The sequence below is a fragment of the Boseongicola sp. genome (assembly GCF_057460485.1).
In genome coordinates, this window is record NZ_JBVCWP010000011.1 from 13,925 (window position 1) to 37,325 (window position 23,401).

Annotated in this window: 30 protein-coding genes and 1 pseudogene; 13 read left to right on the top strand and 18 right to left on the bottom strand. The window is 56.2% G+C overall.

Annotated elements, in window-relative coordinates; translation table 11 throughout:
• Position 1: 1 nt before the first annotated feature.
• Positions 2-253 carry an Lrp/AsnC ligand binding domain-containing protein gene (locus AC221Y_RS03185; protein ID WP_299756583.1) on the bottom strand — a complete coding sequence of 84 codons (252 nt, stop codon included), beginning with the start codon at positions 251-253 and terminating at the stop codon, positions 2-4.
• Positions 254-436: 183 nt separating this feature from the next.
• Here AC221Y_RS03185 and AC221Y_RS03190 point away from each other — a divergent pair, with 183 nt between their 5' ends.
• The 6 genes from AC221Y_RS03190 (at position 437) to gcvA (ending at position 8,293) form a co-directional block, all read left to right on the top strand.
• Positions 437-3,244, top strand: coding sequence for a molybdopterin oxidoreductase family protein (locus AC221Y_RS03190; RefSeq protein WP_486706772.1), 2,808 nt, complete (start codon positions 437-439; stop codon positions 3,242-3,244).
• On the top strand, positions 3,241-3,993 hold the full coding sequence (locus tag AC221Y_RS03195) for a 4Fe-4S dicluster domain-containing protein (RefSeq protein ID WP_299756587.1): 753 nt from the start codon (positions 3,241-3,243) through the stop codon (positions 3,991-3,993). The genes AC221Y_RS03190 and AC221Y_RS03195 overlap by 4 nt, the downstream gene beginning before the upstream one ends.
• Positions 3,993-4,862, top strand: coding sequence for a dimethyl sulfoxide reductase anchor subunit family protein (locus tag AC221Y_RS03200; RefSeq protein WP_299756589.1), 870 nt, complete (start codon positions 3,993-3,995; stop codon positions 4,860-4,862). Before AC221Y_RS03195 ends, AC221Y_RS03200 begins: the two co-directional genes overlap by 1 nt.
• A gap of 127 nt (positions 4,863-4,989) precedes the next feature.
• The gene (locus AC221Y_RS03205) at positions 4,990-6,165 is read left to right on the top strand and encodes an acetyl-CoA C-acetyltransferase (RefSeq protein WP_299756592.1); all 1,176 of its coding nucleotides are present in this window, start codon (positions 4,990-4,992) and stop codon (positions 6,163-6,165) included.
• Positions 6,166-6,303: 138 nt separating this feature from the next.
• Positions 6,304-7,026 carry an acetoacetyl-CoA reductase gene (gene phbB, locus AC221Y_RS03210; protein WP_299756593.1) on the top strand — a complete coding sequence of 241 codons (723 nt, stop codon included), beginning with the start codon at positions 6,304-6,306 and terminating at the stop codon, positions 7,024-7,026.
• A gap of 307 nt (positions 7,027-7,333) precedes the next feature.
• Complete coding sequence (gcvA, locus tag AC221Y_RS03215; RefSeq protein ID WP_299756595.1) at positions 7,334-8,293, top strand: transcriptional regulator GcvA; 960 nt, start codon at positions 7,334-7,336, stop codon at positions 8,291-8,293.
• On the opposite strand, the gene AC221Y_RS03220 is transcribed toward gcvA, so the two are convergent.
• The 3 genes from AC221Y_RS03220 to AC221Y_RS03230 form a co-directional block, all read right to left on the bottom strand.
• Positions 8,279-8,455: a YdcH family protein gene (locus AC221Y_RS03220; RefSeq protein ID WP_299756597.1), complete on the bottom strand. Its 177-nt coding sequence runs from the start codon at positions 8,453-8,455 to the stop codon at positions 8,279-8,281. The two genes, gcvA and AC221Y_RS03220, sit on opposite strands and share 15 nt — an antisense overlap.
• A 104-nt stretch (positions 8,456-8,559) precedes the next feature.
• Positions 8,560-9,324, bottom strand: a complete 765-nt coding sequence (locus AC221Y_RS03225) for a tRNA1(Val) (adenine(37)-N6)-methyltransferase (protein ID WP_299756600.1) — start codon at positions 9,322-9,324, stop codon at positions 8,560-8,562.
• Positions 9,321-9,536 (bottom strand): putative signal transducing protein, encoded by a 216-nt coding sequence (locus tag AC221Y_RS03230; protein WP_299756602.1) that lies wholly within the window; start codon positions 9,534-9,536, stop codon positions 9,321-9,323. The genes AC221Y_RS03225 and AC221Y_RS03230 overlap by 4 nt, the downstream gene beginning before the upstream one ends.
• Positions 9,537-9,591: 55 nt before the next feature.
• On the opposite strand from AC221Y_RS03230, the gene AC221Y_RS03235 reads away from it, so the two are divergent.
• Complete coding sequence (locus AC221Y_RS03235) at positions 9,592-10,596, top strand: polyprenyl synthetase family protein (protein ID WP_299756604.1); 1,005 nt, start codon at positions 9,592-9,594, stop codon at positions 10,594-10,596.
• Positions 10,597-10,674: 78 nt separating this feature from the next.
• Here the strand turns inward: AC221Y_RS03235 and AC221Y_RS03240 are convergent, their stop codons facing one another.
• The 3 genes from AC221Y_RS03240 to AC221Y_RS03250 all read right to left on the bottom strand — a co-directional run bounded on the left by AC221Y_RS03240 (position 10,675) and on the right by AC221Y_RS03250 (position 13,204).
• Entirely contained in the window at positions 10,675-11,772 is a 1,098-nt protein-coding gene (locus AC221Y_RS03240) for a site-specific DNA-methyltransferase (protein ID WP_299756606.1), read from the bottom strand.
• Positions 11,773-11,888: 116 nt separating this feature from the next.
• Positions 11,889-12,494, bottom strand: a complete 606-nt coding sequence (locus AC221Y_RS03245) for a ribonuclease HII (protein WP_299756628.1) — start codon at positions 12,492-12,494, stop codon at positions 11,889-11,891.
• Positions 12,495-12,697: 203 nt separating this feature from the next.
• Positions 12,698-13,204: a hypothetical protein gene (locus AC221Y_RS03250; RefSeq protein ID WP_299756608.1), complete on the bottom strand. Its 507-nt coding sequence runs from the start codon at positions 13,202-13,204 to the stop codon at positions 12,698-12,700.
• Positions 13,205-13,365: 161 nt separating this feature from the next.
• Here AC221Y_RS03250 and AC221Y_RS03255 point away from each other — a divergent pair, with 161 nt between their 5' ends.
• Positions 13,366-13,662, top strand: coding sequence for a hypothetical protein (locus tag AC221Y_RS03255; RefSeq protein WP_299756611.1), 297 nt, complete (start codon positions 13,366-13,368; stop codon positions 13,660-13,662).
• Positions 13,634-14,338 (top strand): winged helix-turn-helix domain-containing protein, encoded by a 705-nt coding sequence (locus tag AC221Y_RS03260; RefSeq protein ID WP_299756614.1) that lies wholly within the window; start codon positions 13,634-13,636, stop codon positions 14,336-14,338. The genes AC221Y_RS03255 and AC221Y_RS03260 overlap by 29 nt, the downstream gene beginning before the upstream one ends.
• Here the strand turns inward: AC221Y_RS03260 and AC221Y_RS03265 are convergent.
• The 6 genes from AC221Y_RS03265 to AC221Y_RS03290 form a co-directional block, all read right to left on the bottom strand.
• A complete protein-coding gene (locus tag AC221Y_RS03265) occupies positions 14,335-14,940 on the bottom strand; it encodes a mechanosensitive ion channel family protein (RefSeq protein ID WP_486706781.1) in 606 nt (201 codons plus the stop codon). The genes AC221Y_RS03260 and AC221Y_RS03265 overlap by 4 nt on opposite strands.
• A 5-nt stretch (positions 14,941-14,945) precedes the next feature.
• Positions 14,946-15,239 carry a hypothetical protein gene (locus AC221Y_RS03270; protein WP_486706773.1) on the bottom strand — a complete coding sequence of 98 codons (294 nt, stop codon included), beginning with the start codon at positions 15,237-15,239 and terminating at the stop codon, positions 14,946-14,948.
• Between the two features lie 65 nt (positions 15,240-15,304).
• Positions 15,305-15,643, bottom strand: a complete 339-nt coding sequence (locus AC221Y_RS03275) for a hypothetical protein (RefSeq protein ID WP_486706774.1) — start codon at positions 15,641-15,643, stop codon at positions 15,305-15,307.
• A 295-nt stretch (positions 15,644-15,938) separates the two neighbouring features.
• The gene (locus tag AC221Y_RS03280; RefSeq protein WP_299756619.1) at positions 15,939-16,409 is read right to left on the bottom strand and encodes a phage regulatory CII family protein; all 471 of its coding nucleotides are present in this window, start codon (positions 16,407-16,409) and stop codon (positions 15,939-15,941) included.
• 100 nt (positions 16,410-16,509) lie between these two features.
• Positions 16,510-17,145: a glutathione S-transferase gene (locus AC221Y_RS03285; protein WP_299756621.1), complete on the bottom strand. Its 636-nt coding sequence runs from the start codon at positions 17,143-17,145 to the stop codon at positions 16,510-16,512.
• A gap of 127 nt (positions 17,146-17,272) precedes the next feature.
• Positions 17,273-17,725 (bottom strand): site-specific integrase, encoded by a 453-nt coding sequence (locus AC221Y_RS03290; protein ID WP_299756624.1) that lies wholly within the window; start codon positions 17,723-17,725, stop codon positions 17,273-17,275.
• Between the two features lie 51 nt (positions 17,726-17,776).
• On the opposite strand from AC221Y_RS03290, the gene AC221Y_RS03295 reads away from it, so the two are divergent.
• The gene (locus AC221Y_RS03295) at positions 17,777-18,166 is read left to right on the top strand and encodes an HNH endonuclease (RefSeq protein WP_486706775.1); all 390 of its coding nucleotides are present in this window, start codon (positions 17,777-17,779) and stop codon (positions 18,164-18,166) included.
• Positions 18,167-18,289: 123 nt separating this feature from the next.
• Here AC221Y_RS03295 and AC221Y_RS03300 read toward each other — a convergent pair whose 3' ends face one another.
• Entirely contained in the window at positions 18,290-20,125 is a 1,836-nt protein-coding gene (locus AC221Y_RS03300; protein WP_299756626.1) for a type II toxin-antitoxin system HipA family toxin, read from the bottom strand.
• A 451-nt stretch (positions 20,126-20,576) separates the two neighbouring features.
• Here AC221Y_RS03300 and AC221Y_RS03305 point away from each other — a divergent pair, with 451 nt between their 5' ends.
• Positions 20,577-20,858, top strand: coding sequence for a type II toxin-antitoxin system RelE/ParE family toxin (locus AC221Y_RS03305; RefSeq protein ID WP_486706776.1), 282 nt, complete (start codon positions 20,577-20,579; stop codon positions 20,856-20,858).
• A gap of 12 nt (positions 20,859-20,870) precedes the next feature.
• Positions 20,871-21,161 carry a HigA family addiction module antitoxin gene (locus tag AC221Y_RS03310; protein WP_486706777.1) on the top strand — a complete coding sequence of 97 codons (291 nt, stop codon included), beginning with the start codon at positions 20,871-20,873 and terminating at the stop codon, positions 21,159-21,161.
• A 220-nt stretch (positions 21,162-21,381) separates the two neighbouring features.
• Here the strand turns inward: AC221Y_RS03310 and AC221Y_RS03315 are convergent, their stop codons facing one another.
• On the bottom strand, positions 21,382-21,963 hold the full coding sequence (locus AC221Y_RS03315; protein ID WP_486706778.1) for a hypothetical protein: 582 nt from the start codon (positions 21,961-21,963) through the stop codon (positions 21,382-21,384).
• Between AC221Y_RS03315 and AC221Y_RS03320 the strand changes: the two genes are divergently transcribed.
• Entirely contained in the window at positions 21,962-22,438 is a 477-nt protein-coding gene (locus tag AC221Y_RS03320; RefSeq protein WP_486706779.1) for a hypothetical protein, read from the top strand. The two genes, AC221Y_RS03315 and AC221Y_RS03320, sit on opposite strands and share 2 nt — an antisense overlap.
• On the opposite strand, the gene AC221Y_RS03325 is transcribed toward AC221Y_RS03320, so the two are convergent.
• From AC221Y_RS03325 to AC221Y_RS03335, 3 genes and pseudogenes are all read right to left on the bottom strand, one after another.
• Positions 22,423-22,734: a hypothetical protein gene (locus AC221Y_RS03325; protein WP_299758154.1), complete on the bottom strand. Its 312-nt coding sequence runs from the start codon at positions 22,732-22,734 to the stop codon at positions 22,423-22,425. The genes AC221Y_RS03320 and AC221Y_RS03325 overlap by 16 nt on opposite strands.
• Positions 22,728-23,156 (bottom strand): plasmid mobilization protein, encoded by a 429-nt coding sequence (locus tag AC221Y_RS03330; RefSeq protein WP_486706780.1) that lies wholly within the window; start codon positions 23,154-23,156, stop codon positions 22,728-22,730. The genes AC221Y_RS03325 and AC221Y_RS03330 overlap by 7 nt, the downstream gene beginning before the upstream one ends.
• Positions 23,157-23,197: 41 nt before the next feature.
• Positions 23,198-23,401 (bottom strand): annotated as a pseudogene (locus tag AC221Y_RS03335) (hypothetical protein); the annotation flags it as partial.

Sequence of the window (23,401 nt, forward strand, 5' to 3'; positions counted from 1 at the left end):
CTTAGGCGCCTTCAGTATGAATTGCCTTAAAGGTCAATGTTGTCAGCGATCTGTCGATGTTCGGAATGTCCAACAGGCCGTCGTTTAGATAGACACCGATGTCTTTGTCTTCTGGCACATAGATTTTAGCCATCAGATCAAAGTCGCCACTGGTCGAGTATAGTTCCGAGACAATTTCGCGCAAATAGATGTCGCGCGCGACCTCATAGGTCTTCCCTGGACGGCACCTAATCTGAACAAAAACGCATTTCATGGGCGTAGCTCCTTTGACGAAACCCTAGCCCCAGCACACCAATCGGGCAAGGCGACTCATCTGGACTTAACATCGCAATTCTGTTGGACCTAATCGTTGGACGGTATGCCTTTTAAATCAAACCGATGAATGGGAGTCGCGTCAGGCATAGAAGCCGGATATGACTTACCAAAGGGAGATATCATGCCGCAGCCATCGCTCAACACGTCACCGAAGGTATCGGACGAAATTCGGAAGACGACCTGTTACATGTGTGCCTGTCGCTGCGGCATTAATGTTCACATGAAAGACGGTCAGGTTGCCTATATCGAAGGCAACAAAGACCATCCGGTGAACCAAGGCGTCCTTTGCGCCAAAGGGTCGGCCGGGATCATGCAGCATCTGTCTCCGGCGCGCCTGCGCGCGCCGATGAAACGGGTTGGGCCCCGCGGATCTGGTGAATTTGAAGAAATCTCTTGGAAAGAAGCGTTGGAAACAGCCGTTTCCTGGCTGAAACCGATACGGGACACCGACCCCAAAAAGCTGGCCTTTTTTACCGGTCGGGATCAGTCGCAAAGCTTTACTTCGTTCTGGGCGCAGGGCTTCGGAACACCTAATTACGCAGCGCATGGCGGCTTCTGCTCGGTCAATATGGCAGCTGCTGGCATCTACACGATGGGAGGCGCATTCTGGGAGTTTGGTCAACCAGACTGGGATCGCACCAAGCTTTTCATGTTGTTCGGTGTCGCTGAAGATCACGATAGCAACCCGATCAAAATGGGTATCGGAAAGCTGAAAAAGCGTGGCGCGCGCGTTATCGGCGTGAACCCAATCCGTACCGGCTATAATGCTGTGGCGGACGATTGGGTCGGCATCACACCCGGCACAGATGGCCTCTTCATCCTAAGTCTCGTCCATTGTCTGATGAAAGCGGGTCGGATCGACCTCGACTACCTGGCCCGCCTCACTGATGCACCTTGCCTTGTAAACGGTGATGAAGGCTCCGACGAATTCGGTCTGATCCTGCGCGACGAAGCCGGGAAGGCTTTGGTCGTTGATCGCCGCACCGGCAAACCCGCCGCATTCGACGGAAAAGGCGTTCAGCCAGATCTTTCCGGCTCGTGGCGCCATGCGGGCTTCACCCACCGTCCCGTTCTTCACCATATGGCCGAACGTTACCTCACTGACGAGTACGCGCCCGAGACTATCGCAGAAAAAGTCGGTATAGACGCCAAGCGCATTCGTGCGATTGCAGCAGACATTGCGCGTGTCGCTTTTGATGACGCCATCGAGCTTGATCGGGAATGGACCGATTTCCGCGGCGAAACGCACAAGAAGATGATCGGTCGCCCCGTCGCCTTTCACGCGATGCGTGGTATCTCGGCTCATTCAAACGGCTTCCAGACCTGCCGCGCGTTGCACCTTTTGCAGATCATTCTTGGGTCGGTGGAAGTCCCGGGCGGCTTCCGTTTTAAGCCACCTTATCCAAAGCCTGCGACCGCGCATCCAAAACCGCACGCCAACGCTCAAGCCGGCAAGCCGCTTGATGGCCCGCACCTTGGCTTCGTGCACGGCCCGGACGATCTTTTGATCAACGACGACAACACAGCCAAGCGCATCGACAAAGCCTTCTCGTGGGAAAACCCAATGTCGGCTCATGGCATGATGCATATGGTGATTTCGAACGCGCATGCGGGCGACCCCTACAAGATCGACACGCTGATGCTCTACATGGCAAACATGGCGTGGAACTCGTCGATGAATACGTCCGGCGTCATGCAGATGCTGACCGATAAGGACGAAAACGGCGATTATGTGATCCCGAATATCATCTACTCCGACGCCTATTCATCCGAGATGGTCGCCTACGCCGACCTGATCTTGCCAGATACAACATACCTGGAACGCCACGACTGCATTTCTCTCCTGGACCGCCCGATTTGCGAAGCGGGTGCCGCTGCAGATGCCATCCGATGGCCTGTGGTCGAGCCGGACCGTGACGTCCGGGGATTTCAGTCCGTGCTGTGCGAACTTGGCGGAATGTTAGAACTGCCTGGCTTCACCAACGAAGATGGCGGCCAGAAATACGCCGACTACGCCGACTATATTCAGAACCACGAACGCAAACCGGGCATCGGCCCCCTTGCCGGGTGGCGCGGCGATGGCGAGGACCACGGCCGTGGTGCGCCAAACCCGGACCAGATCGAGAAATACAAAGAGAACGGTAGCTTCTGGATCAGCCACATTCCCGAAGAGGCCGAGTTCTATAAGCCATGGAATATGGCCTATCAGGATTGGGCGGTAAAAACCGGTATCTTTGATGCGCCCACACCGTACATCTTCACACTCTGGTGCGAACCGCTGCGCAAGTTTCAGCTTGCCGCTGAAGGCAAGCATCGTCGCCAGCCACCGGAACATCTGAAAGCGCGTTACGCCGAAACGATGGATCCGCTTCCCATCTGGTACGCTCCGTTCTCGGACGCTGATGAACGCTTTACAGTTCATGCTCTGACCCAGCGCCCAATGGCGATGTACCACTCCTGGGGCTCGCAAAACGCCTGGCTGCGCCAAATCCATGGACGCAACCCGCTCTACGTGCCAACCAAGCTTTGGGAGGCCAACGGCTTTGCCGAGGGTGACTGGGCGCGGGTCACCTCGCCCCATGGTGAAATCACAGTCCCGGTCATGCACATGGCGGCTTTGAATGAGAATACCATCTGGACGTGGAATGCGATTGGAAAACGCAAAGGCGCTTGGGCGCTGGACGAGGACGCGCCAGAAGCCACCAAGGGCTTCCTGTTGAACCATATCATTCATGAGTTGTTGCCTTCTAAAGGTGACGGTTTGCGCTGGGCGAATTCCGACCCGATAACTGGCCAGGCGGCATGGTTCGATCTGCGCGTGAAGATCGAAAAAGTTTCTGCGCCAAAAGAATCTCTTCCGGCTCATCCGGCACAAAAAAGCCCGGTGCCCAAAGCGCCTGAAACCGTCAAACAGAAGGTGGGCTTATGACCTCACTTCCCACCCATACCGAAAAAACGCTTGGTCTGGTCATCGACCTAGACACATGCGTCGGCTGTCATGCCTGCGTCACGGCCTGCAAAGGTTGGAACACCGAAAACTATGGCGCGCCGCTTGCGGATAGTGATGCCTACGGAGCAGAGCCGGTTGGGAGCTTCCTCAATCGAATTCACAGCTATGAAGTCGAGCCAGACACGGGCGGGCCAGCCCAACTGTTCCACTTCCCAAAAAGCTGTCTTCACTGCGCGGACGCACCCTGCGTCACTGTCTGCCCAACTGGTGCGAGTTATAAGCGCGTGGAAGACGGCATCGTTCTGGTCAATGAAAGCGACTGTATCGGGTGCGGGCTGTGCGCCTGGGCCTGCCCTTACGGCGCGCGCGAATTGGATCCTTCCGAGAAGGTGATGAAGAAATGCACGCTGTGCGTAGATCGGATTTATAACGAAAACCTGCCCGAAGAAGATCGCCAGCCTGCTTGCGTACGGACCTGCCCTACCGGTGCCCGCCACTTCGGCGATCTCTCGGATCCCGAAAGCGATGTGTCCAAACTGGTTGCCGAGCGCGGCGGATTTGACCTGATGCCCGAACAAGGCACCGCCCCGGTGAACAAGTACTTGCCGCCTCGGATCAAAGACGAAGTTCCCGAATTCGACATTCTCGCCCCTTACCTCGAGCCCGTCGCAGAGGAGGCTGCAGGCTTCCTCGGTTGGCTCGACAAAACGCTTGAAAGGATCGGCTAATGCATCCGGCGCCGTCGATCATTATGTTCTCCACGCTGTCAGGTCTGGGATTTGGCCTTTTGACCATGCTTGGTCTTGGGCTCCCGGACGTCAGCGGCTGGGTCGCATTCATTTTCTTTGCAGTCGGCTTTGCTTTGGCTGGGGGGGGATTGATCTCAGCCACTTTCCACCTCGGGCATCCGGAACGCGCTCTGAAATCATTCTCACAATGGCGATCCAGCTGGCTTTCGCGAGAAGCCTGGGCCGCAGCAGCTGCCATGGCTGTCATGGGCATTTATGCTGCTTTGATCATCTTCACCGATACGCGCATCGCAATCCTCGGTTGGATTGGCGCGGCGCTCTCACTGTTAACGGTCTTCACGACGTCGATGATCTATACGCAGTTGAAGACTGTGCCACGGTGGAATCACTGGTCCCCTCCGGTGCTCTTTATGGCCTACGCTATTGTCGGAGGCCTTCTGATGGCCGGACAAGTCAGCGTTGCGACACCTCTATTAGTGGCTCTTGGCGTTTTGCAGGTTTTTGCCTGGGTCGATCAGGATCGCAAAGAAGCGGCTTCAGATACGTCACTTGCGACGGCTACGGGACTGGGAACTATCGGTACCGTCCGGGCGTTTGAATCGCCCCATACAGGTGGAAACTACCTGACACATGAGATGGCGTTTCGCGTGGGTCGCAAACACGCGCAAACCCTTAAGATTATTTCCATAATCCTTGCTGTTGTTGTCCCGGTCGTGCTGCTTCTGCTGCCGTTCTACCACGTTTTCGCCCTGCTCGCGGTCGTGTCGCATTTTGCGGGCGTAGCTGCGCAACGCTGGCTCTTTTTTGCCGAAGCAAAACATGTCGTCAGCCTCTACTATGGTCGCTAACGGCATAGCGGGTATGCCAAAAGGCGCCGTTCTGGCAGTTGCTGTTTTTTCTGCAACTGCATAGGGTCCGCTCAAATTTGGTTGGGACAATCGTTTTAGCCAAACACGGACATGAGAGGAGACACACATGACCAATGTCGTTATCGCCAGCGCAGGACGGACAGCCGTCGGAAGCTTCTGTGGCAGCTTTGCCAATACGCCCGCACATGATCTGGGGGCCGCTGTAATTGAGGCCCTCGTCGAACGTGCAGGCATCGACAAGTCAGAAGTCTCGGAAACTATTCTTGGTCAGGTGCTCACCGCGGCTCAGGGTCAAAACCCCGCCCGCCAGGCGCACATCAATGCGGGCCTTCCAAAGGAAAGCTCGGCTTGGTCGATCAACCAGGTCTGCGGCTCGGGCCTTCGCACGGTCGCTCTTGGCGCCCAGCACATTATGTTGGGCGATGCGGACGTGGTTGTCGCGGGCGGTCAAGAAAACATGTCGATGAGCCCACACGCTCAAGCGATCCGCGCAGGCCAGAAAATGGGTGACCTGCAGTTTATCGATACAATGATCAAAGACGGCCTATGGGATGCTTTCAACGGCTATCACATGGGTCAGACAGCTGAGAACGTTGCAAATCAATGGCAGATCACCCGCGAGATGCAGGACGAATTCGCCGTTGCCAGTCAGAACAAAGCTGAAGCAGCCCAGAAGGCTGGTAAGTTTGATGATGAGGTCATCGCGTACACGATCAAGACGCGCAAAGGCGACATCGTGGTCGACAAAGACGAGTACATCCGTCACGGCGCGACCATCGAGAGCATGCAGAAGCTGCGCCCGGCATTCACAAAAGACGGTTCGGTCACTGCGGCAAACGCCTCGGGACTAAACGATGGTGCGGCTGGCGTGTTACTGATGAGCGCGGACAACGCCGAAAAGCGCGGCATCCAGCCACTTGCGCGGATTGCATCCTACGCAACCGCCGGCCTTGATCCATCCATTATGGGCGTTGGCCCAATTTATGCGTCGCGCAAGGCCCTCGACAAAGCGGGCTGGAGCGTTGCTGACCTTGATCTTGTTGAAGCAAACGAAGCTTTTGCGGCTCAGGCCTGCGCTGTGAACAAAGACATGGGTTGGGACCCTGCAATCGTCAACGTGAACGGCGGCGCGATTGCGATCGGCCACCCGATCGGTGCATCAGGAGCCCGGGTTCTGAATACGCTGTTGTTTGAGATGCAACGTCGGGATGTCAAAAAAGGTCTCGCAACGCTTTGCATTGGTGGCGGCATGGGTGTCGCAGTTTGCATCGAGCGTCCGTGAAAATTTGCGCGGCCTGATCTGGCCGCGTGGTGGTGAGGGGGCGCGGCCCCCTCTTGGCCTTCGACCAATTCCCCCTGAGGTATTTCAGAAAGGGTGACGTTTCGGTCGAGCATGAAGACTAAATTGGAGGGAGATCAAATGGGACGTGTAGCACTGGTGACGGGCGGAACCCGCGGTATTGGGGAAGCTATCTCTAAAGCGCTAAAAGCTGACGGCTACGAAGTTGCGGCAACCTATGCAGGCAACGACGAGAAAGCCGCGGCTTTCACAGCGGAGACGGGTATCAAGACATACAAGTGGAATGTTGCGGATTATGAGGCGTCCAAAGCTGGAATCGCACAGGTTGAAGCCGATATTGGCCCAATCGACGTGGTGGTTGCCAATGCCGGAATTACTCGCGACGCACCCTTCCACAAAATGACACCCGAGCAGTGGCATGAAGTGATCGACACAAACCTGACCGGTGTTTTCAACACTGTGCATCCGGTCTGGCCGGGCATGCGTGAGCGGAAGTTTGGTCGGGTCATCGTGATCTCGTCGATTAACGGCCAAAAGGGTCAGTTCGCTCAAGTTAACTATGCGGCAACAAAGGCCGGCGATCTGGGTATCGTGAAATCGCTTGCTCAGGAAGGCGCGCGCGCTGGTATAACTGCGAATGCGATCTGTCCGGGGTATATCGCAACCGAGATGGTTATGGCTGTCCCCGAGAAGGTTCGTGACTCAATCATCAGTCAAATTCCGGCTGGCCGTCTTGGCGAACCGGAAGAAATTGCGCGCTGTGTTGTCTTCCTCGCATCTGACGATGCAGGTTTTATCAATGGCTCGACGATCTCAGCAAACGGTGCTCAGTTCTTCGCCTGACTCCATCAGCCGCAAAAGCTCATACAAGTGGAAAAGGGCCGCCCCATAATGGGCGGCCCTTTTTCGATCCGCGATGACATGCAAAACTCAGCGATTGGTAAAGATACGGCCGAGGATATTTGCGAAAGCAGCGGCACGTTCGGAGTGCGCTTTTCGAATGGCGTCACGCATGCGGGCGTCTCTGATTGTCTCGATCATCTTTTGGCTCCTTGTCTCAGTGTTCCTTATCTGAGTTGTATATGGCGTACGCTAACATCTCATACAAACGAGACTTGTATAAGCTTCAGTTAAGTTTTACTTGTGCGACATGAGCAATCACCTTCCTCCTTTGACAGCCCTTCGAGCGTTTGACGCGGCGGCTCGACACATGTCATTCGCCAAAGCTGCTGATGAGCTGAACGTTACGCCAGCGGCGCTCTCGTTTCAGATCAAGTCGCTAGAAGACCACTTGGGCCTGCCAGTGTTTCGTCGCCTTAACCGCGCCGTTGACCTGACCGAGGCAGGACGCCTTCTTGTCCCGGGAACCCGTGACGGTTTCGAAGCCCTTACCACTGCTTGGCGAGGGGCCCGGCGCCTTGCAGACAACTCGACCATAACCGTAACTGCGGGACCGGCCTTTACGGCGAAGTGGCTTGCCCCGCGCATGTTCGCTTTTGCCCAGGCATATCCAGAGATCGAACTGCGGTTTACGGCCACGCTGCGACTTTTGGATTTCAATCGTGATGATGTAGATGTCGCGATCCGCTTTGGTATGCCCCATGACGAGGATGTCTTCACAAGAAGTATCATCCACGAATGGGTAACGCCGATGATGTCGCCAGAGTTGGCGGAAACTATTGAAACACCGGATGACCTCAAAAATGCTGTTCTTTTGCATCAAGACGACATCGCGTTCCTGAAACCCAGCATCCAATGGCCAGCATGGTTTACCGCCGCGGGGCTGGGTGCGCCGCCATCCGGAGGGTTGCGCTTCAGCCAAGCTGACCACGCGTTGGATGCAGCCCTAACCGGAACCGGCGTTATGCTGGGGCGCGTCTCTCTTGCGGCGCGCGATCTCGCGGAGGGGCGTCTTGTCATGCCATTCGATTTGTCGCTGACGACCCAAGCGCATTACCGGTTGATCTGCGCGAATGGTGCCGAGAAACGGCCACATATAAAGGCTTTCCTTGACTGGATCGGAAGCCAGACGACGGAAATACTTGCCCTCGACATAGGCCGCCGTTTTGTAGCAGCGGCCTCTGTCGAGGATCGCTTAAGCGTTCGTTGACAAGCTAAGCCGCTCGATTTCTTCTTTGATTTTTAGCTTTTGCCGTTTAAGCGCCGTGATCTGAATATCTTCGAAAGCCGGGCTGCGCTGCGCCTGTTCAATTTCCTGAGAGAGTGTGTCGTGCTTGTTTCGGAGTTCCTTAAGGTGTGAACCCAAGTTCATAGTCGTACTCCTCTTTTTGTCTACTCCTAGAAGTGCATCACGTTTCTTGATCCGTGTCACGCATTGCCCGTCGAAAAGTTGAGACTTTTGTTACGCCATTAACTTTACCTAGTGATTAATCTGGCATCTAAAAGGCCCAGGCCGTCGCGTAGGATCTTTTTTGCCTGCGGTGAATAGCTTTCCCTATCAACATCATGGCTGGAACCGTCATGCAGCACAAATGGGGCTTCCAATGAAACAGCGCCGCGTCCGCCTTTTCGCGCAATCACAATTACGTTCTGCGCATCACGCCCCTCTCGGGCGACCAAAGGCACGATACGGATGCTTCCAAGCCGGTGATCCATCGCGCGCAGAATGTCCTGGATGCGCTCTGTGCGCTGAATGAGCGTCAGGTGCCCACCCGGCACAAGGCGCCGAACTGCGACATCAATCCAAAGCTCTAAAGGCGTGGCCTCGCCCCTGCCCGCCTCTCGCGTATACTCTGTCGAGGGTGTTCCGCGCGATCTGTCGAAGAACGGCGGGTTCGCGAGCACATGATCGAACGAAAGCGCCCTTATCTCAGCAGGCAGGTCAGTAAGGTCCGCGGTTACGATAGTTGCCCTAAGCCCGTTTTTCTCTGCATTCGCACAGGCCAATTCGGCGAGATCGGGGTGACGCTCAATCCCTATCACATCCAAACCCGGGACCCGCTGCATCAAACAAAATAATGCAACTCCGACACCGCAACCAAGTTCAAGAACGCTTTGGGTCGCCAGGGCATCCACGGCGGACGCGAGCAGAACCGGATCCGCCCCGGCACGGTAGCCCGTCTTGGGCTGCAACAGGCTCAGAGACCCGCCAAGGAACTTGTCCTCAGTGGTTTCGGTCATTCTCCCAACGGGATCTCGTTGTCACGCAAAACAGCGCTTGCGCGGAAATGATCCTTTGTTCGTACCATCAGCCGCCGAGGCAATATGCCGATGCTGCCCTCAAGCACGCTCGTGTGGACGTCGAACTCGAAGCAGTCTATATCCTCGCCTCCAAGCAGAGCTTGTGCGAAGGCGATCAAAGTCGGGTCGTTGGTGCGCAATAACTCTTTCATGGAATGGACATAATGGCAGACCGACGGGTTTGTCGAGTAACCTGACGAGCCTGTGATGAGCCTGGACGCTGACTTTGCCTTGAAACCCCACGAACGCCTCGCTGCCTTTTTGGAAAGTGATATGGCGTGCGTGAATTCACTTATCCGCGAACGCATGGCGTCAAAGCATGCGCCACGCATCCCCGAGGTGACTGCGCATTTGATCGAAGCAGGCGGCAAGCGGCTCCGCCCTATGCTGACCCTCGCTGCTGCACGGATGCTTGGCTACGACGGCGACAACCACCTGCGATTGGCGGCAACAGTCGAATTCATTCATACCGCAACGCTTCTTCACGACGACGTTGTCGACGAAAGCGCCCAACGACGCGGGCGGCCGACGGCGAACCTCCTTTGGGACAATAAATCTTCTGTCCTTGTGGGTGATTACCTGTTTGCGCGGTCGTTCCAGTTGATGACTGAAACGGGGTCGCTGGATGTGCTGCGTATTCTCTCGCATGCAGCCGCAACCATTGCAGAAGGTGAAGTCCTGCAGCTTACCGCTGCCGCTAATCTTGAGACCACAGAAGACATCTACCTTCAGGTTGTGCGTGGAAAAACCGCTGCTCTTTTTGCGGCGGCTTGTGAAGTAGGCGGCGTTATTGCCGATGCCCCACAGATCGAGGTGACTGCGCTACACACCTATGGCGATGCCCTTGGGGTCGCGTTCCAGATTGCCGATGATCTTTTGGACTACGGCGGGGACGCGAGCGCCACAGGCAAAAATATCGGGGATGATTTCAGAGAACGCAAACTGACGCTGCCCGTGATTAAGGCCATCGCAAAGGCCGATGACGACGAGCGCATATTTTGGAAGCGAACCATTGAAAAGGGCGACCAGCAAGACGGTGATCTTGACCACGCGCTCGCTTTGATCGCAAAGCACGAGACAATGGCCGCGACGCGGGAAGATGCTCTTTTCTGGACGGCTAAGGCGAAAGAGGCGATGGATATCCTTCCTGAGCATCCGGTCAAAGAGATGTTGAGCGATCTTGCAGACTACGTGGTTGCTCGCATCGCATAAAAAGGGCCCCGCTTTAGAAAAGCGGGGCCAAGGTCAGTGCTGTGGGCGGCCACAGGCACCGGCGGTATTTAAAATAATTCAGTTCATCTCTGATCGAATCTGCTGACGCAGCACGTCGATCGATACCATTTTGCCTTCCTTGCGGAAATTCCAATACGTCCAGCCATTGCAGCTTGGCGCGCCTTCCAGGGCGGCCCCTACTTGATGGATCGACCCTTTAATTTCGTCGGCAATCAGCGTCCCGTCGGCGCGTACTTTCGCAGCCTGCCCGCGGGGAGACGTTAGCACTTCACCCGGGCGGAGCATCCCACGCTCGACCAGTTGGCCAAACGGCACGCGCGGCTCTGAGCGTTTCGAGGCGGTGACCTCAAGCGCAGCTTTGTCGAACTTCCGTACTTTTGCGATACGCTTCTGTGCAACGGAGCGATACATCGCCTCGCGTTCGATCCCGATGAACTCGCGGCCAAGCATTTTCGCCACAGCCCCAGTCGTTCCCGTCCCAAAGAACGGATCCAACACGACATCGCCCGGGTTGGTCGTGCCAAGCAGAACACGATGCAACAGAGATTCAGGTTTCTGCGTTGGGTGGGCTTTGTCGCCGTTGGCGTCCTTCAGCCGCTCGTGGCCGGTGCAGATTGGAAGCACCCAATCGGACCGCATCTGAATACCTTCGTTTAGCGCCTTCAAGGCCTCGTAGTTGAAAGTATATTTTGAGCCCTCGCCCTTGGACGCCCAGATCAGCGTCTCGTGAGCGTTGGTCAGGCGCTTGCCCCGGAAATTGGGCATCGGGTTCGATTTGCGCCACACAACGTCGTTCAAAATCCAATAGCCTTGGTTCTGCAACTCGGCACCAAGCCGAAACACATTGTGGTAAGACCCTATTACCCAAAGGGCGCCGTTGGGCTTCAGCAAGCGGCGCGCAGCGGCCAGCCAATCCTTGGTGAAGCGGTCGTAGTGGGCAAAGCTTCCAAATTGATCCCACGCATCATCTACCGCATCGACCTTGGAATTGTCAGGACGATGAAGGTCGCCCTTCAACTGCAAATTGTAGGGTGGATCCGCGAAAATCAGATCAACCGAGCTCTCTGGAAGGCTTAGCATTGTTTCAATGCAGTCACCGTCCAAAATTGTATTCAACGGCAGCTGGGCCGTAGGTTTTTCCGTCTTTATCGTCATCTCTGCCTCTGTCCCTCACCCTGTCCCGGGGTGGTGTGTTTGTTGGCCTAAAGATGAGTCAAAGGTGATTCGCCGTCAAATTCTTTTTTGAATCAACAGGTTAAGAAATTCTCTTGTCACAACATATTGTGGACGGTCTTAAACGAACGTCTATGGTGAGGGGTCACACCAAGATCTTCCAGCGCCACGCGATGCGCTTTTGTCGGATATCCCGCATTCTTTTCCCATCCATAGCCGGGATGCTGTTGCGCCAAATCCACCATGATGCGATCGCGCACCACTTTTGCGACAATGGAAGCGGCAGCAATCGATACCGAACGACCGTCTCCTTTGATCAAAGCGGTTGCGGGACACTTAATGTCGCGCGGGATCATATTGCCGTCGATCAGTGCATGGTCCACTGAAAATCCGATCCCCTCTATTGCTCGACACATAGCGAGGTGGGATGCTTGCAGAATGTTCAGAACATCGATTTCCTCGACGCTGGCATGTGCCACAGAAACCCAAGCGACCTTCCGGATCTCTTCCGCAAGATAGTCACGGCGCTTAGCGCTCAATTTCTTTGAATCCGCCAACCCTTCCGGAATTTGATCCGGGCGCAGAACAACCGCTGCAGCCGTCACAGGTCCGGCCAAAGGTCCGCGTCCAACCTCATCGACACCCACGATCACCGAAAAGCCCGCACTCAGCAGTCGTTGTTCTTCTTCAAAGTCTGGCCCCATGGCGCCAGAAACCACAACTTCGCGCCTCTTTACAAGTAAAGGGCGGCCCTTCGTTGCCGAAGGACCGCCCAAACTCGTACCCACCCACTCGTGAGAAGCACCATCTCACTCGTTAAATCTTCGGGTCGGGGGGATGAAGCCCCGACCCGCCGGCACTGACGGAGATGTGCGGGATGCCCGTGCCGGTGTTCTATTTCGACGACTTATCGCCGTGCGACTTTCCAACCGTCGCGTTCCAGACAGCGCGCGCCATAGACAGTGCGGAACCCACGGTTGGTGCGCACAGCGGTTTCACAGCGGTCAGGCAGCTTTGAAGCAAAGCGGAAATTCCGGCTCAGACATCGCCCGCCATAGGCAAGCCTGTCGCGCCGCCCGGTTTCGACCACCCGGAGGCAGGACCTTGGCAAAGGCGTCTTCTTGTACCCACGCCCCGCCTTTGGGCCATGGCGATCAAAGGGGCGGATTGTGTTGCGGACCCCTTGGCGTCCGTGATCTGTGCCTGATCGCTCGACGGAGCCCAAGCGACTGGCCCCAACCGTTGCCGTAGCTTCGCGGCGACGGTCTTTTCGATCATCAAGCAGCTTGGCAATGATGGCGACCGCTGCGATCCCGGCGATTGCCTTCGCGAGATCTTCGCTGTCTGCGCTTGCGGATGTCACCGTTGAGCCAGCGAACGCTATGCTCAGGATCAGCGTGGTTAAAAGCTTCATCTTCACTCCCCCATGTTCGACAGATGCGCCGTGGTTGGCTTGAAACCAAATTGGGGTGGGGGAACTGCGACAAGCAATATCTCCATGCTGATATGAGATAACAGCCGCCGCACTTACGCCTGTTATTGATTTTCGAGTCCCAAACCCGCAGGGTCGCGCTCATGAGATATATTGTGATCAGTCTTTTGGCCGGATGTCTGGCGTTGGGGTCCGCTACCGGCGCCATCGCGGAATGTTTCGCCGACTATAAAGCCAAACAGGAAGACCCGCTGCGCCTGCATTATGGTGTTGTTGAGGTGAACGTGCAGCCCTGCGAAATGTCGGGCGCTGTGTCGGACAAAGTGTCCCAACGCGTTGCCGCCGGTGGCTGGATGTTGTTACAGGTAGTATCTGTCTTCGACGAAACAGGACTAGAGGCAAAAAAGCGGGATGCGGGTGAATTCTACCTCCGTTACTGAAACGCGCACTGCGGGAACCCGTGTTGTCGCTCTTGGCATTGTGGCGGTCGTCCTGATCCTAGGAAGCGCCGCGGCTTTTCTGTTGTGGAGCCTGCCGGACGCGAATGCATTCAATGCCCGCGTGGAACAGCTGTTTATTGAAAACGCCGATCTGACGTCAGAAGCCGAAATCAAACTGCTTGAGATTCTTGCACAATCCGGCACGGCCTTTTCCGAGACCTTAGGAAGCTATCGTGTTGTGATCTTTGTTCTGATGCTTTTTGCGACCGGGCTTCTGATTGCCTCGCTGGTGTTTGTTGTCACCATCGTGATCCTTAACCGGCGCATCGGAATGATTGAAAGACAAGGCATTCAGGTTTCGTCCCTTGTTATCAATCGAGATGAAAACATTGTTGCGCTGAACGATATGGAGTTCAAACTGACCGGTGCCGCGATAGAAACACTTTCAGTCCTTGCAGAAGCCCGCATGGACGGGGATGTCTTGTCAGGTGCCGAGATCGAAGCAGTTATTTCTGGACGCAATGCAGCCGATTGCGAAGAAGCCGCCGGGGCCACGCGAATCAAACGTCTCCGAGATGCGCTGGGAAATCAGATGGTGGCAGAATTGTTGGTCCGCACAGTGGCGCGACAAGGGTACATTCTGTCGATCGATCGAAAAGCCATTCAGATGACCTAACTTGGTCCATGTCCCTCCCGATAGCGGATTTCGCGCTGTGGGAATGGGATCTCGATATTTGCCTCTTTCAGGGCGTTCCAAATCAGAAACCGCACTTCGGACATGTACTTGTTGGGTCCATCGTGAATTCCCTCAACCCAAAACTCAACTCCGAATTCAACACCACCATCGCCATAGGCGCGCAAGTCCACATCCGGCTCCTCCGGTTCGCTCAGGACGGCTGGATGCTTCATCACGGCTTTGCTGATCAGGTCCGGAATGAGATTGATGTCTGTGTCATAGCTAGCAGAAAATTTAACTTCGTAGCGGTTGCCAGAACCACTGTCCGACCAGTTTATGATACGCGAAGCGATGTAGTCTTCGTTCGGCACCACAATCCATTTGCCGTCGAAGGTCTCAAGGATAGTCGCGCGTGCGCCGATGCGGATGATTGTCCCGCTCTCTCCCCCATCGAGCTCCAAAAAATCACCAACTGTCGCCTGCCCTGCCAGTCGTAGAATGATCCCCGATATGAAATTGGACACGATTTTTTGAAGACCAAAGCCCAGACCAACACCGACCGCGCCGCCAAGAAGTGCAGGGGCGGACAGATCCAGCCCCATAATGTTCACAAGACCAGTCCAACAACGGCGAAGATTGCAAACTCAAAGGCCTTGGCAGCAAGCTCGCGAGTCGGCAGGTGCATGTTTTCCTGAGCGCGAATATAGGGTGTGCCATGCTCAGCAGACCAGCGGCTGAGCCAGAACAGGATAGAGCCCGCGATCACTGCGCGCGCAATTGCCAAGAATGAAAAGTTGATCCGGCCCATTGAGATGCCGTTTGAGGCCAGAACAGGATCGAGCAGGCCCGCCACGTACAATCCCGCAACAGGCAGCATGACGTATGTGCCGATGGTCTTCACGAAGGGGTCGGTGACAATCTCGCGGACGACACGACGAAAGGCGAGAAAGACAAAGAACCGTTTGCTTAGGGCAATAACCGCACCCGATCCAAAAAGAGATCGCGTGACTTCCTCACCGAGGGCAGCAATGCGTAGGCTAGGACTGGCAACAAAAGCGGCGGAAACATCAAAGCAAAACGACGCGCCGTGGCGAAAGAGGGTTGGTTCTCCTGGGCAGGGCGGATCGGTCGATCAATACGCGGCCCCATCCACGCCGAAAGAACGAGTGCCCGCAAATAAGCCGCAACCAATAAACCAATCTGGGCATAGGCAGCAGGCGTTGTAATCCAGTCCAAGAGAATTGTTAGGCCCTGCGTGGCGTAGCTCTCCAGCGCCTCACTCTTGTGAAAATTTCCTACATTCAAAAAACAGGTTCATTCCAAACATGACGCGATCTCAGTTATTTTCCCATTATATGAAAACCTTCAACCACATACCTTCTGTCTTGTCGGGCCGGCATCGAACATCCCCGTTGTCTCTTGGTCCGATCCCCTCGGTCGCGCGATGTTCGCGTCGTGCGGCCGAGGCGGTTTAGTCGTGAGTATCTAAACGGCCAAATTTGTGTGGGCGCGCAGTTGTAACTGCCACAGTGAGTCTATTGCCTGGCCGTCGGACTGGGGGTCGGATGCCTTTCATCCGATCCCCATTATCAAGGGAGTGCTACGGATCACTCTGCAAATGCAATTTCATATCCATCAGGACCTGTTGCAACGAATTGGTCTCTTCAAGCAAACGTCGCGCCTCATTCAGAGAAATCACACCATCCGCGATCGAGTAATTGTACTCGCCCATCAGGTTCGCAAAGCGCTGCGAAAGCTTGATGACGTCAGTGTTCAACGCTCCGGTAGAATCTTCTCTGTTCTCGTCGTATTCCAAACTCATTCCCTGAAGCTCGGCCAGGGCTTTGGTCACGAATGGCGATGACGCAGCGCGCTCCAATTCCAGCAAAACATTCACCGGGATATAGCGATCAGAGTTCTCCGGCGCCAAAGACGCATACCGCCCCAGCGTCGCTTTGGATTTTCCCGACACCTCACAGGCCCGGGCATACCCAATATCTTTGATCAATGCTTCGGTGTGACGTTTTAAGTAGTCCCCATATGCGGCGCCCTCATCTGTTTGCGTCGTCATTTTCTATCCCTTTTCGGCCGTCCGCGTTGCCTTGTGCTATCAATAATTCAAAGAAACGCGCTTGCCTGCAATAAATTCGATGTGTCGGAGCGAAATCCCTTCAGGAGGGGGGTTCACCGGATGGAAAAAGTATCGGTTCATCACCTTTATGCCACTGCGGATACTTCTGCATCATGCCCAAGAACCGTTGCGATACCAGGAACCGCTCAAGCCATCCCTGCAAGTCCGGCCAGGGTTGCGTATCGAACCAGACCTTATCAATAAAGGCGAACTGTCGGACAAAAGGAAGGATCGCGAAGTCCGCAAGCGTGGGGCGGCCGAACATCCACAGATCGATCTGCGCATCGAGATCGGCCAGAAAATCGGATGCCTGATCGCGCTGCGCGGAAGGATCGACGCCTTCGTACCGGTTTGCATACTTGGTGCGATCCAGCGCGGACTTAAATGGTCCATCAGCCCGTTCAATCCAAGCAAGTCCCGCCTCGGGCATCTTAAGCCACCCTTCGGGGTCATCCCACTTCAATGACCAAAACATGATGTCGAGGCTTTCATCTATCACCGTTTCGGCCGTGACAAGACATGGCACAGTGGCACTTTTTGAAACGTCAAGGAAAGCCTGCGGCTTGTTCCGAAGAGCGATTTCTCGTAACTCCACTTCGCAATTGCTCACTGCTAAAGCAAGACGGGCGCGCATCGCGTAAGGGCAGCGTCGAAATGAGTAAAGGACGGGCGTCATGGGCCCTCCATATCTGTCCAATCCACCACGTCCAATGCTGTTCGATCCCGCCGAAGAAAAGCGTGTTGGTGACCCCGATTGGATTCGAACCAATAACCTGCCCCTTAGGAGGGAACCGTTCATAGCGTTATTCCTTCTTTGATTTCTGCTGTTTGGGTGTTTGTACAGGGTCATCCTGTACATGGTTTGTACGAAAACGGGCCCTGACATCGGCCTCGTCCGTCTCCGCATGGGCATAAATGCGCATCGGCAAATTGGGGTCTGACCAGCGTCCAGCCTTGGCAGCGGTGACCGGATCGACGCCCTGGCGCACAACCAATTCAGTGAAAAAACCATGCCGCCCAGCCGGGTGCGCAGACAGATATTGGATGCCAGTCCGCTTGCAGATCGTCTTCCAGCGCGTGTTGTATCCAGTCGAGCTGCCATAGCCGAATACTCGTGGGCGCATAAATTTGCCGGTCTTGCGGTTCTTGGGCCACTCTCGGCAGAGGATTTTGCCCGGATTGTGGAGCGCGGACTTGGGCCAGATGATGATCTTCTGCCTCGCGTTGATCAGATCAAGCAGATTCCTGGCTTCCAAGACCCGCAGGTGCCCTTTCAACATTTCTCAGCGCGGGATCGTGTCACCCAATTGACCAACCGCGCCGTGCGCGACCGCAACTTCAGAAAGAATGTTCTTCGTACTTATGGCGAACGTTGCGCGATTACGGGGCGACGCCTGATCAATGGCGGCGGGCGTGCCGAGGTTGAGGCCGCCCATATCAGACCGGTGGAACATGACGGCCCCGATATCGTGAGCAATGGGCTAGCATTGTCCGGAACCGCACATTGGATGTTTGACAGGGGATTGGTGGGATTTGCCGATGATCTTTCCATTCTAGTTTCGAGGCACAGCAACGACTTGAACGCCGTGACAGCGATGATCAATTCGTCAGGAAAGCTCTTATCACCTGAACGTCCAGCCAACCGGCCAAGAACGGAGTTTGTAACTTGGCACCGAGAGAATTGCTTCAAACACTAACGGTACAAACCTGACCCTGACCATGCCATTGGGTGCTGCGATGCGGCTTCTCCAGAGCGGACGTGTGTAGGAGCGTGCCAGAGACAACCTTCTTGCATTCTTGTTACGCGGCATCCGAAAGGCTTAGTGCCAAACCGCAAGCCGCTCGCGGCACAACTCCAGCATCTGCTCCGCCTTGGCCGTGATCTCCGCTTCAAGGTTTGGAACATCCGGCACGATGATCTGATCGAGCCCGGTGGCAAACCTCTTGACGAGCTCATCGATAGCCGCATCGGCGGCGCGTGCTGGTATCCCGGCGGTCGCGGCAAGGCGTAGGAAGTCAGCGCGGCGCAGCCGGTCATCCTTGCCATCCAGCTTGAGCGCCATGCGATCATGCTGCAGCCCCGGAAAGACGCGAGTTGTCACCGCATCATAGAGCGGGGCCATCCTCACGCTCTCAAAGGTGTCTGCGCCCGGCGCTGCGATCTTAAGCAAGGCAAGATTCTTAAGATGCATGTCACCATCGGCAATGAGCCAGGCAAACAGCGCGCGCTTCAATATGACCTTCAGGTCTTCCTCGGGCGCGGTGGAAAGTGAACGCACGGCGCGCGCGATCCGCTCGATCGTGCTGTCATATTTGGCTTCGGGGGGCAAATCGAGAACAGAGCAGATGTCTTCGAGCGCAATACGGCGGTGATCATCGGCACTGCTACGGATATCAAAGCGTTCCACAATCAACGCCGGCGGCATACCGTCCGGCATGCCGATCAAGACGATGTCCGGGGCTTCAAGCCCGGCAGCCTGCCCCAAGGTCATCGACAAATACTCGATAATCGGCAGGGCCTGAAATCCGCTTGTGCCGGCAGGTTTAAGTATATGCGTGAAGGGCTCTGTCGTGCTGGGAACAAGGCATCCTTTTGGGTCAAGAAACATCGGAGCCTTGATCTGCACGCCGGACAGGCGCGGTGTCTGCGAGTTTGCAAACAAGCGCGCGAGCTTTTCTTCAAAACTGTTCTCAATATCACCGCGCGCCGGCCCCTCATAGCGCCCGATGAACACGCCTTCGGTGCTGAATTCACTTAGGCGAGTTGAAAGCCGATCTGCCGGCAGCGCGGCAATTTCGGCGGTATCAGAGCTGATCGTGATGTTCGACATATAGCGCTTGCCGGAACGAAGCAGTGCGCGCTCATCACTCTCCTTGAGCACACGCGCCAGCCAGCCTTCGGGCAAGAGCGAGAGAATGAAGGGCGGCAACTTGCCGGGCGTACGCTGCTGCACCAATGGCAGATTGAAGTTCTTCTCGGCCGTCCAACGCCATTCAAAGCCGTCATGGTGCAGCTCACCGATCGGCTTGCTGTGCCAGGCCACCGTGAAGCTGAGCGCGGCTTCATTTCGCATTTCAATCAGAGACGGTGATTTCAGGAGGTAGCGCTCGGCTTGCTCGCCCTCACGGTACCATTCATTTTCACGTGCAAGCGTCCAGAGCGCATCGGCAGTGTTTTTAGGGTCACCATATTCTTCGATCAAACGCGCCGCGAGTGAAGCGCGTATTTCTTCATTAATCGAGGCAGCATGTTCGCTGCGCAGACGAAAGGCTTCGAGAAAACGCTGCCGCAGCGAAGAGACATCAATCCGGAGCTCTCCCAGCCCGTCCGCGATTAGCGCGGGTGCGGTCGAGGGATGGGCTGGCGCCATATTCTGGATGATCTCCAGTGTCCTGATCCGTCTGCGCTGTGAACGCGGTCCACTAATGAACAATCGGCCATCCCGCGTCGGTGCGAGCATTACGGCGCTGGCGGCGGACAGATAAGCCCGCGGATAGAGATAGTTGGCGATGCGTACGGCGTGCCGCAGCACGATGCCATCGACATCCTCGTCGGCATCGGCATAGATACCGCGCATAAGCTGCACGATCCGGCCTGTTTCGGCTTGGTAGTGGGCGCGGTCGCTGTCCAGATTCTCGCCAATGAGATAGAGCATCTTCCGTCTTTCTCGTATTTCATCTACGCGAAAGCTGGAATAATTCACCTCATTTGTCAAGTTTTTCTAACTTTCTCGTATTTCATCTACGCGAAAGTTGGATACTAAGATGATGCTCGGCCAGCCCCGTCAAGCGTCAAAGTTATCGTGCCTTTGATCACAATGATCATGATCATCCTGATGGAGTTGCAGGCCGTGCAGACACCTTCCGCCATGGCTGCGCCTGCCGCAACACTTTCATCAAGCCATCTATCCCGCGCTCATTTTCACTGTATGAGCGTCCGCTTTTTGACGCGGTCTAAATTGTGAATGCACCCGCGGCGAATTTCCGCTTTCCGCCCCTGTAGCTTTTCGTTGCGGTTGTAACTAGGTTTTTGGTTGATGCGGTTTGCTGTACACAGGGATTGGTATCACACCTTGACACATGTATCTTGGAGCGATACATACCTGTATGATCCAAAGCACCAAGGGCAAACTCGCGGCGAATGCCATGAAGGGCAAGTATGGCAAAGGCTTCCCTGGTGACTTGGTGAAGCGCACGCGGGCGATGCTTACGGCGCTCGATGCTGCGGTTTTTGTGGAAGATTTACGGTTTCCGCCCGGCAACCACTTAGAAGAACTGAAAGGTGATCGGACCGGGCAACATTCCGTGCGGATCAATGGGCAATGGCGCATCTGCTTTGTCTGGACGCCGAACGGCCCTGCTGGTGTCGAAATTGTCGATTACCATTGAGAGGATACGCTGATGAGCCTGCTTGAAGAGCCTATGCACCCTGGTGAAGTCTTGAAAGAACTGTACCTTGAACCCCTGGAATTGGGGGCAATCGCGTTTGCGCGGCGGCTGGATGTGCCTCGGACGCGGATCGAGCGGTTGATCAAGGGCACCACAGGGATCACGCCTGATACAGCGCTGCGGCTCGCCCGCGTTTTCAACACTACCCCGGCTTATTGGGTGAACTTGCAGACGAATTACGACATGGTGGTAGCGGCCAAGGAAATTGACGTGTCTAACATTGAACCGCTCATCGCGACTTAATGCGTCAGCCCCCGGTCCATCTCGGCCTCCCGAGCTTCTAGCTCTGTCTCAGTCTCTCTTCGGCGTCCCTCCCTAAGCTCAAGCTCGTGTTCAATAGTTCGTCCAGCGTCCTGTAGCGCGCTTCTTCGTTCAACAATCCACGTAATGCTTTCATTGAAACGGCTTGCGAACGAACCGGCAGCGTCACGTATTCTGCGATACCATCCAGCTGACTCTGCATCTAGCCTGTCGAGCGTGCTTCTAATCCGTTCAATTCCCGCGCTGAGGTTTCGCAGGCTGTCACCAACCGCTCGACGCAGGCGAGTAAGTCGCGTTCCAAGGCTGTCAGGGGTGTCGTCATCAAATCCTCCTCGATCTTGATGCAGGTCACTGATCTGCCGCTCAGTGTGCAGGTCCACAGGCGCGTCTTGGTCGGGTCCAGTACCAGCCACGTCCCGTCCTCCCTGTCGATCCGCGTCAGGCCCAGCTCCCTCATCTCTGAGCTGGACGGCATCTGCGTCCAGAGCAAGCTCGCGGCCATCATCGGGGCGATCCCCATCACGATGATCCCCGTGATCACCCAGGGCGAGATCGTCAGCCATGTTTTGATTTCCCATGTCCGTGTCTCGAGCCAGCTCTTGTTCTGTTGAAGAAAGGTGCGGGTATCGATCTCGATTGTACGCTGCGCATTGGTCGCAATGCTGTTCAAATCGGTCCTGAAGCTCTCCAGTTGGGATACCATCAAGGCGGCGTAGTCCTGCCGGATCGTGTCCAGTTCCGCGTTCAATTTCTCGCTCAACCGGGTCGGCTTGCCAGTTTTCATGGAATATCTTTCCTTTCAAACGCCAGCGTTCGTCGGTGTCGGGGTCTTGGGCGGTCAAGTAGGCCTTGCCGACGAGGGGCAGATCGTAGCCCGCGTCTGTGAGGCCCTCGACCATGGTTGCGCGGTCGCTGATCAGGCCGACGCTGACCTGGTCGAGGATCCACGCGTGCAGTTCGTCGCGACCTCGGGCGCGGGTCGGGGTTTCGATGGTGTCGCGGACCTCTTGGGTGCGCTCCAACTCCATCGGATCGGCCCAGCCATGCCGTTGGTTCATCACATCGCGCAGGCTGTCGAAGGCGGTCTGATAGCCGGGCGGCGCGATGTTCAGATCGAAGGGGCAAGCTACCGGCTGCGCGCCCACTCAGACCTGATCCCCGAGCACGCCCGCACAAACGCCCCCATAACACCCCCGCCCGCGCCTAAGCGACGTGGCCGCCCACCAAAAAATGGAGCCGCAAGTCACATCAACGGCTGACAACCGAAACCGCCAAAGTGGGGAATTTTACTCCGGCACTTTTGGGGAAAATTACTCCGGCGTTGACACGCGCGGTGGGTCCACTGGTGGCGGCTGGCGTCGATCAGAGCTTCGGTGCGCTCGGGACTGCCGCGCAACACCTCAGGCAAAGGCTCACGCGTGACCGTCATCGGCTGGCCGTCTGCGTCGCGGATCGGGTCGCGGTTGCCGTCATAGGCCAGCACTTTGTCCGCCACGAGGTAGCCGATCGGACCCGCGCCCGCACCTTTCCCGTTCCGGAAGAACTTGATCAGCATCGGCGTGCGGCCTCGACGATCTGTGCAAGCTGGCGTTCGATGGTCAGTAGGCGGCCGGCGACTGTGAGCGCATCAGGGTCGGTGCGGTCTGTTCGCATGGCGCGGTTCAGCCAACGAGCGATCTGGTTGAGATTGCCGCCGATGCGCCCGACGGCCAGCACCAGCGCAGGGTCAACGCGAGGGATGGGCTTGCGACGACGCGCTGCGGTCAGGCCAAGCGCTTCACGCAGGAGGGTCGCAGCGGGCAGGCCAGCAGCCTTGGCCTTGGCGCGCAACTGGGCCTTCTCTGCCGCTGTGCACCGGAAGACGAAGGTCTCGGTCAGCGGCTCTTTGGTGCGGGCACAGCCTGCGGCGATGGGGTTCGAAGGGGAGGCTTGCCGCCCCTCGCAAGGTCCCGTGTCAGCAGCGCCAGCGTATGACATGGGTCGCCTTGCTGTTTGCTCTTCTGTTGGATCGGTTGCGGTCATGATCCGAGGCCTGCAGCTCGGATTTGGGCCTGCGTCACCAACTTTGAGGCAAGCAACGCCGTCACTTGCGGGGCCGTGATGTGTTTGCACATGGTGCTGCGATCACTGATCCAGCAGGCCAGCCGCGCATGGTGATCTGCGCTTGCAGCTTGGGCTTCCTCCTGCTTGACGCGGATATCCTCGATGTATCCTTGCCAGCG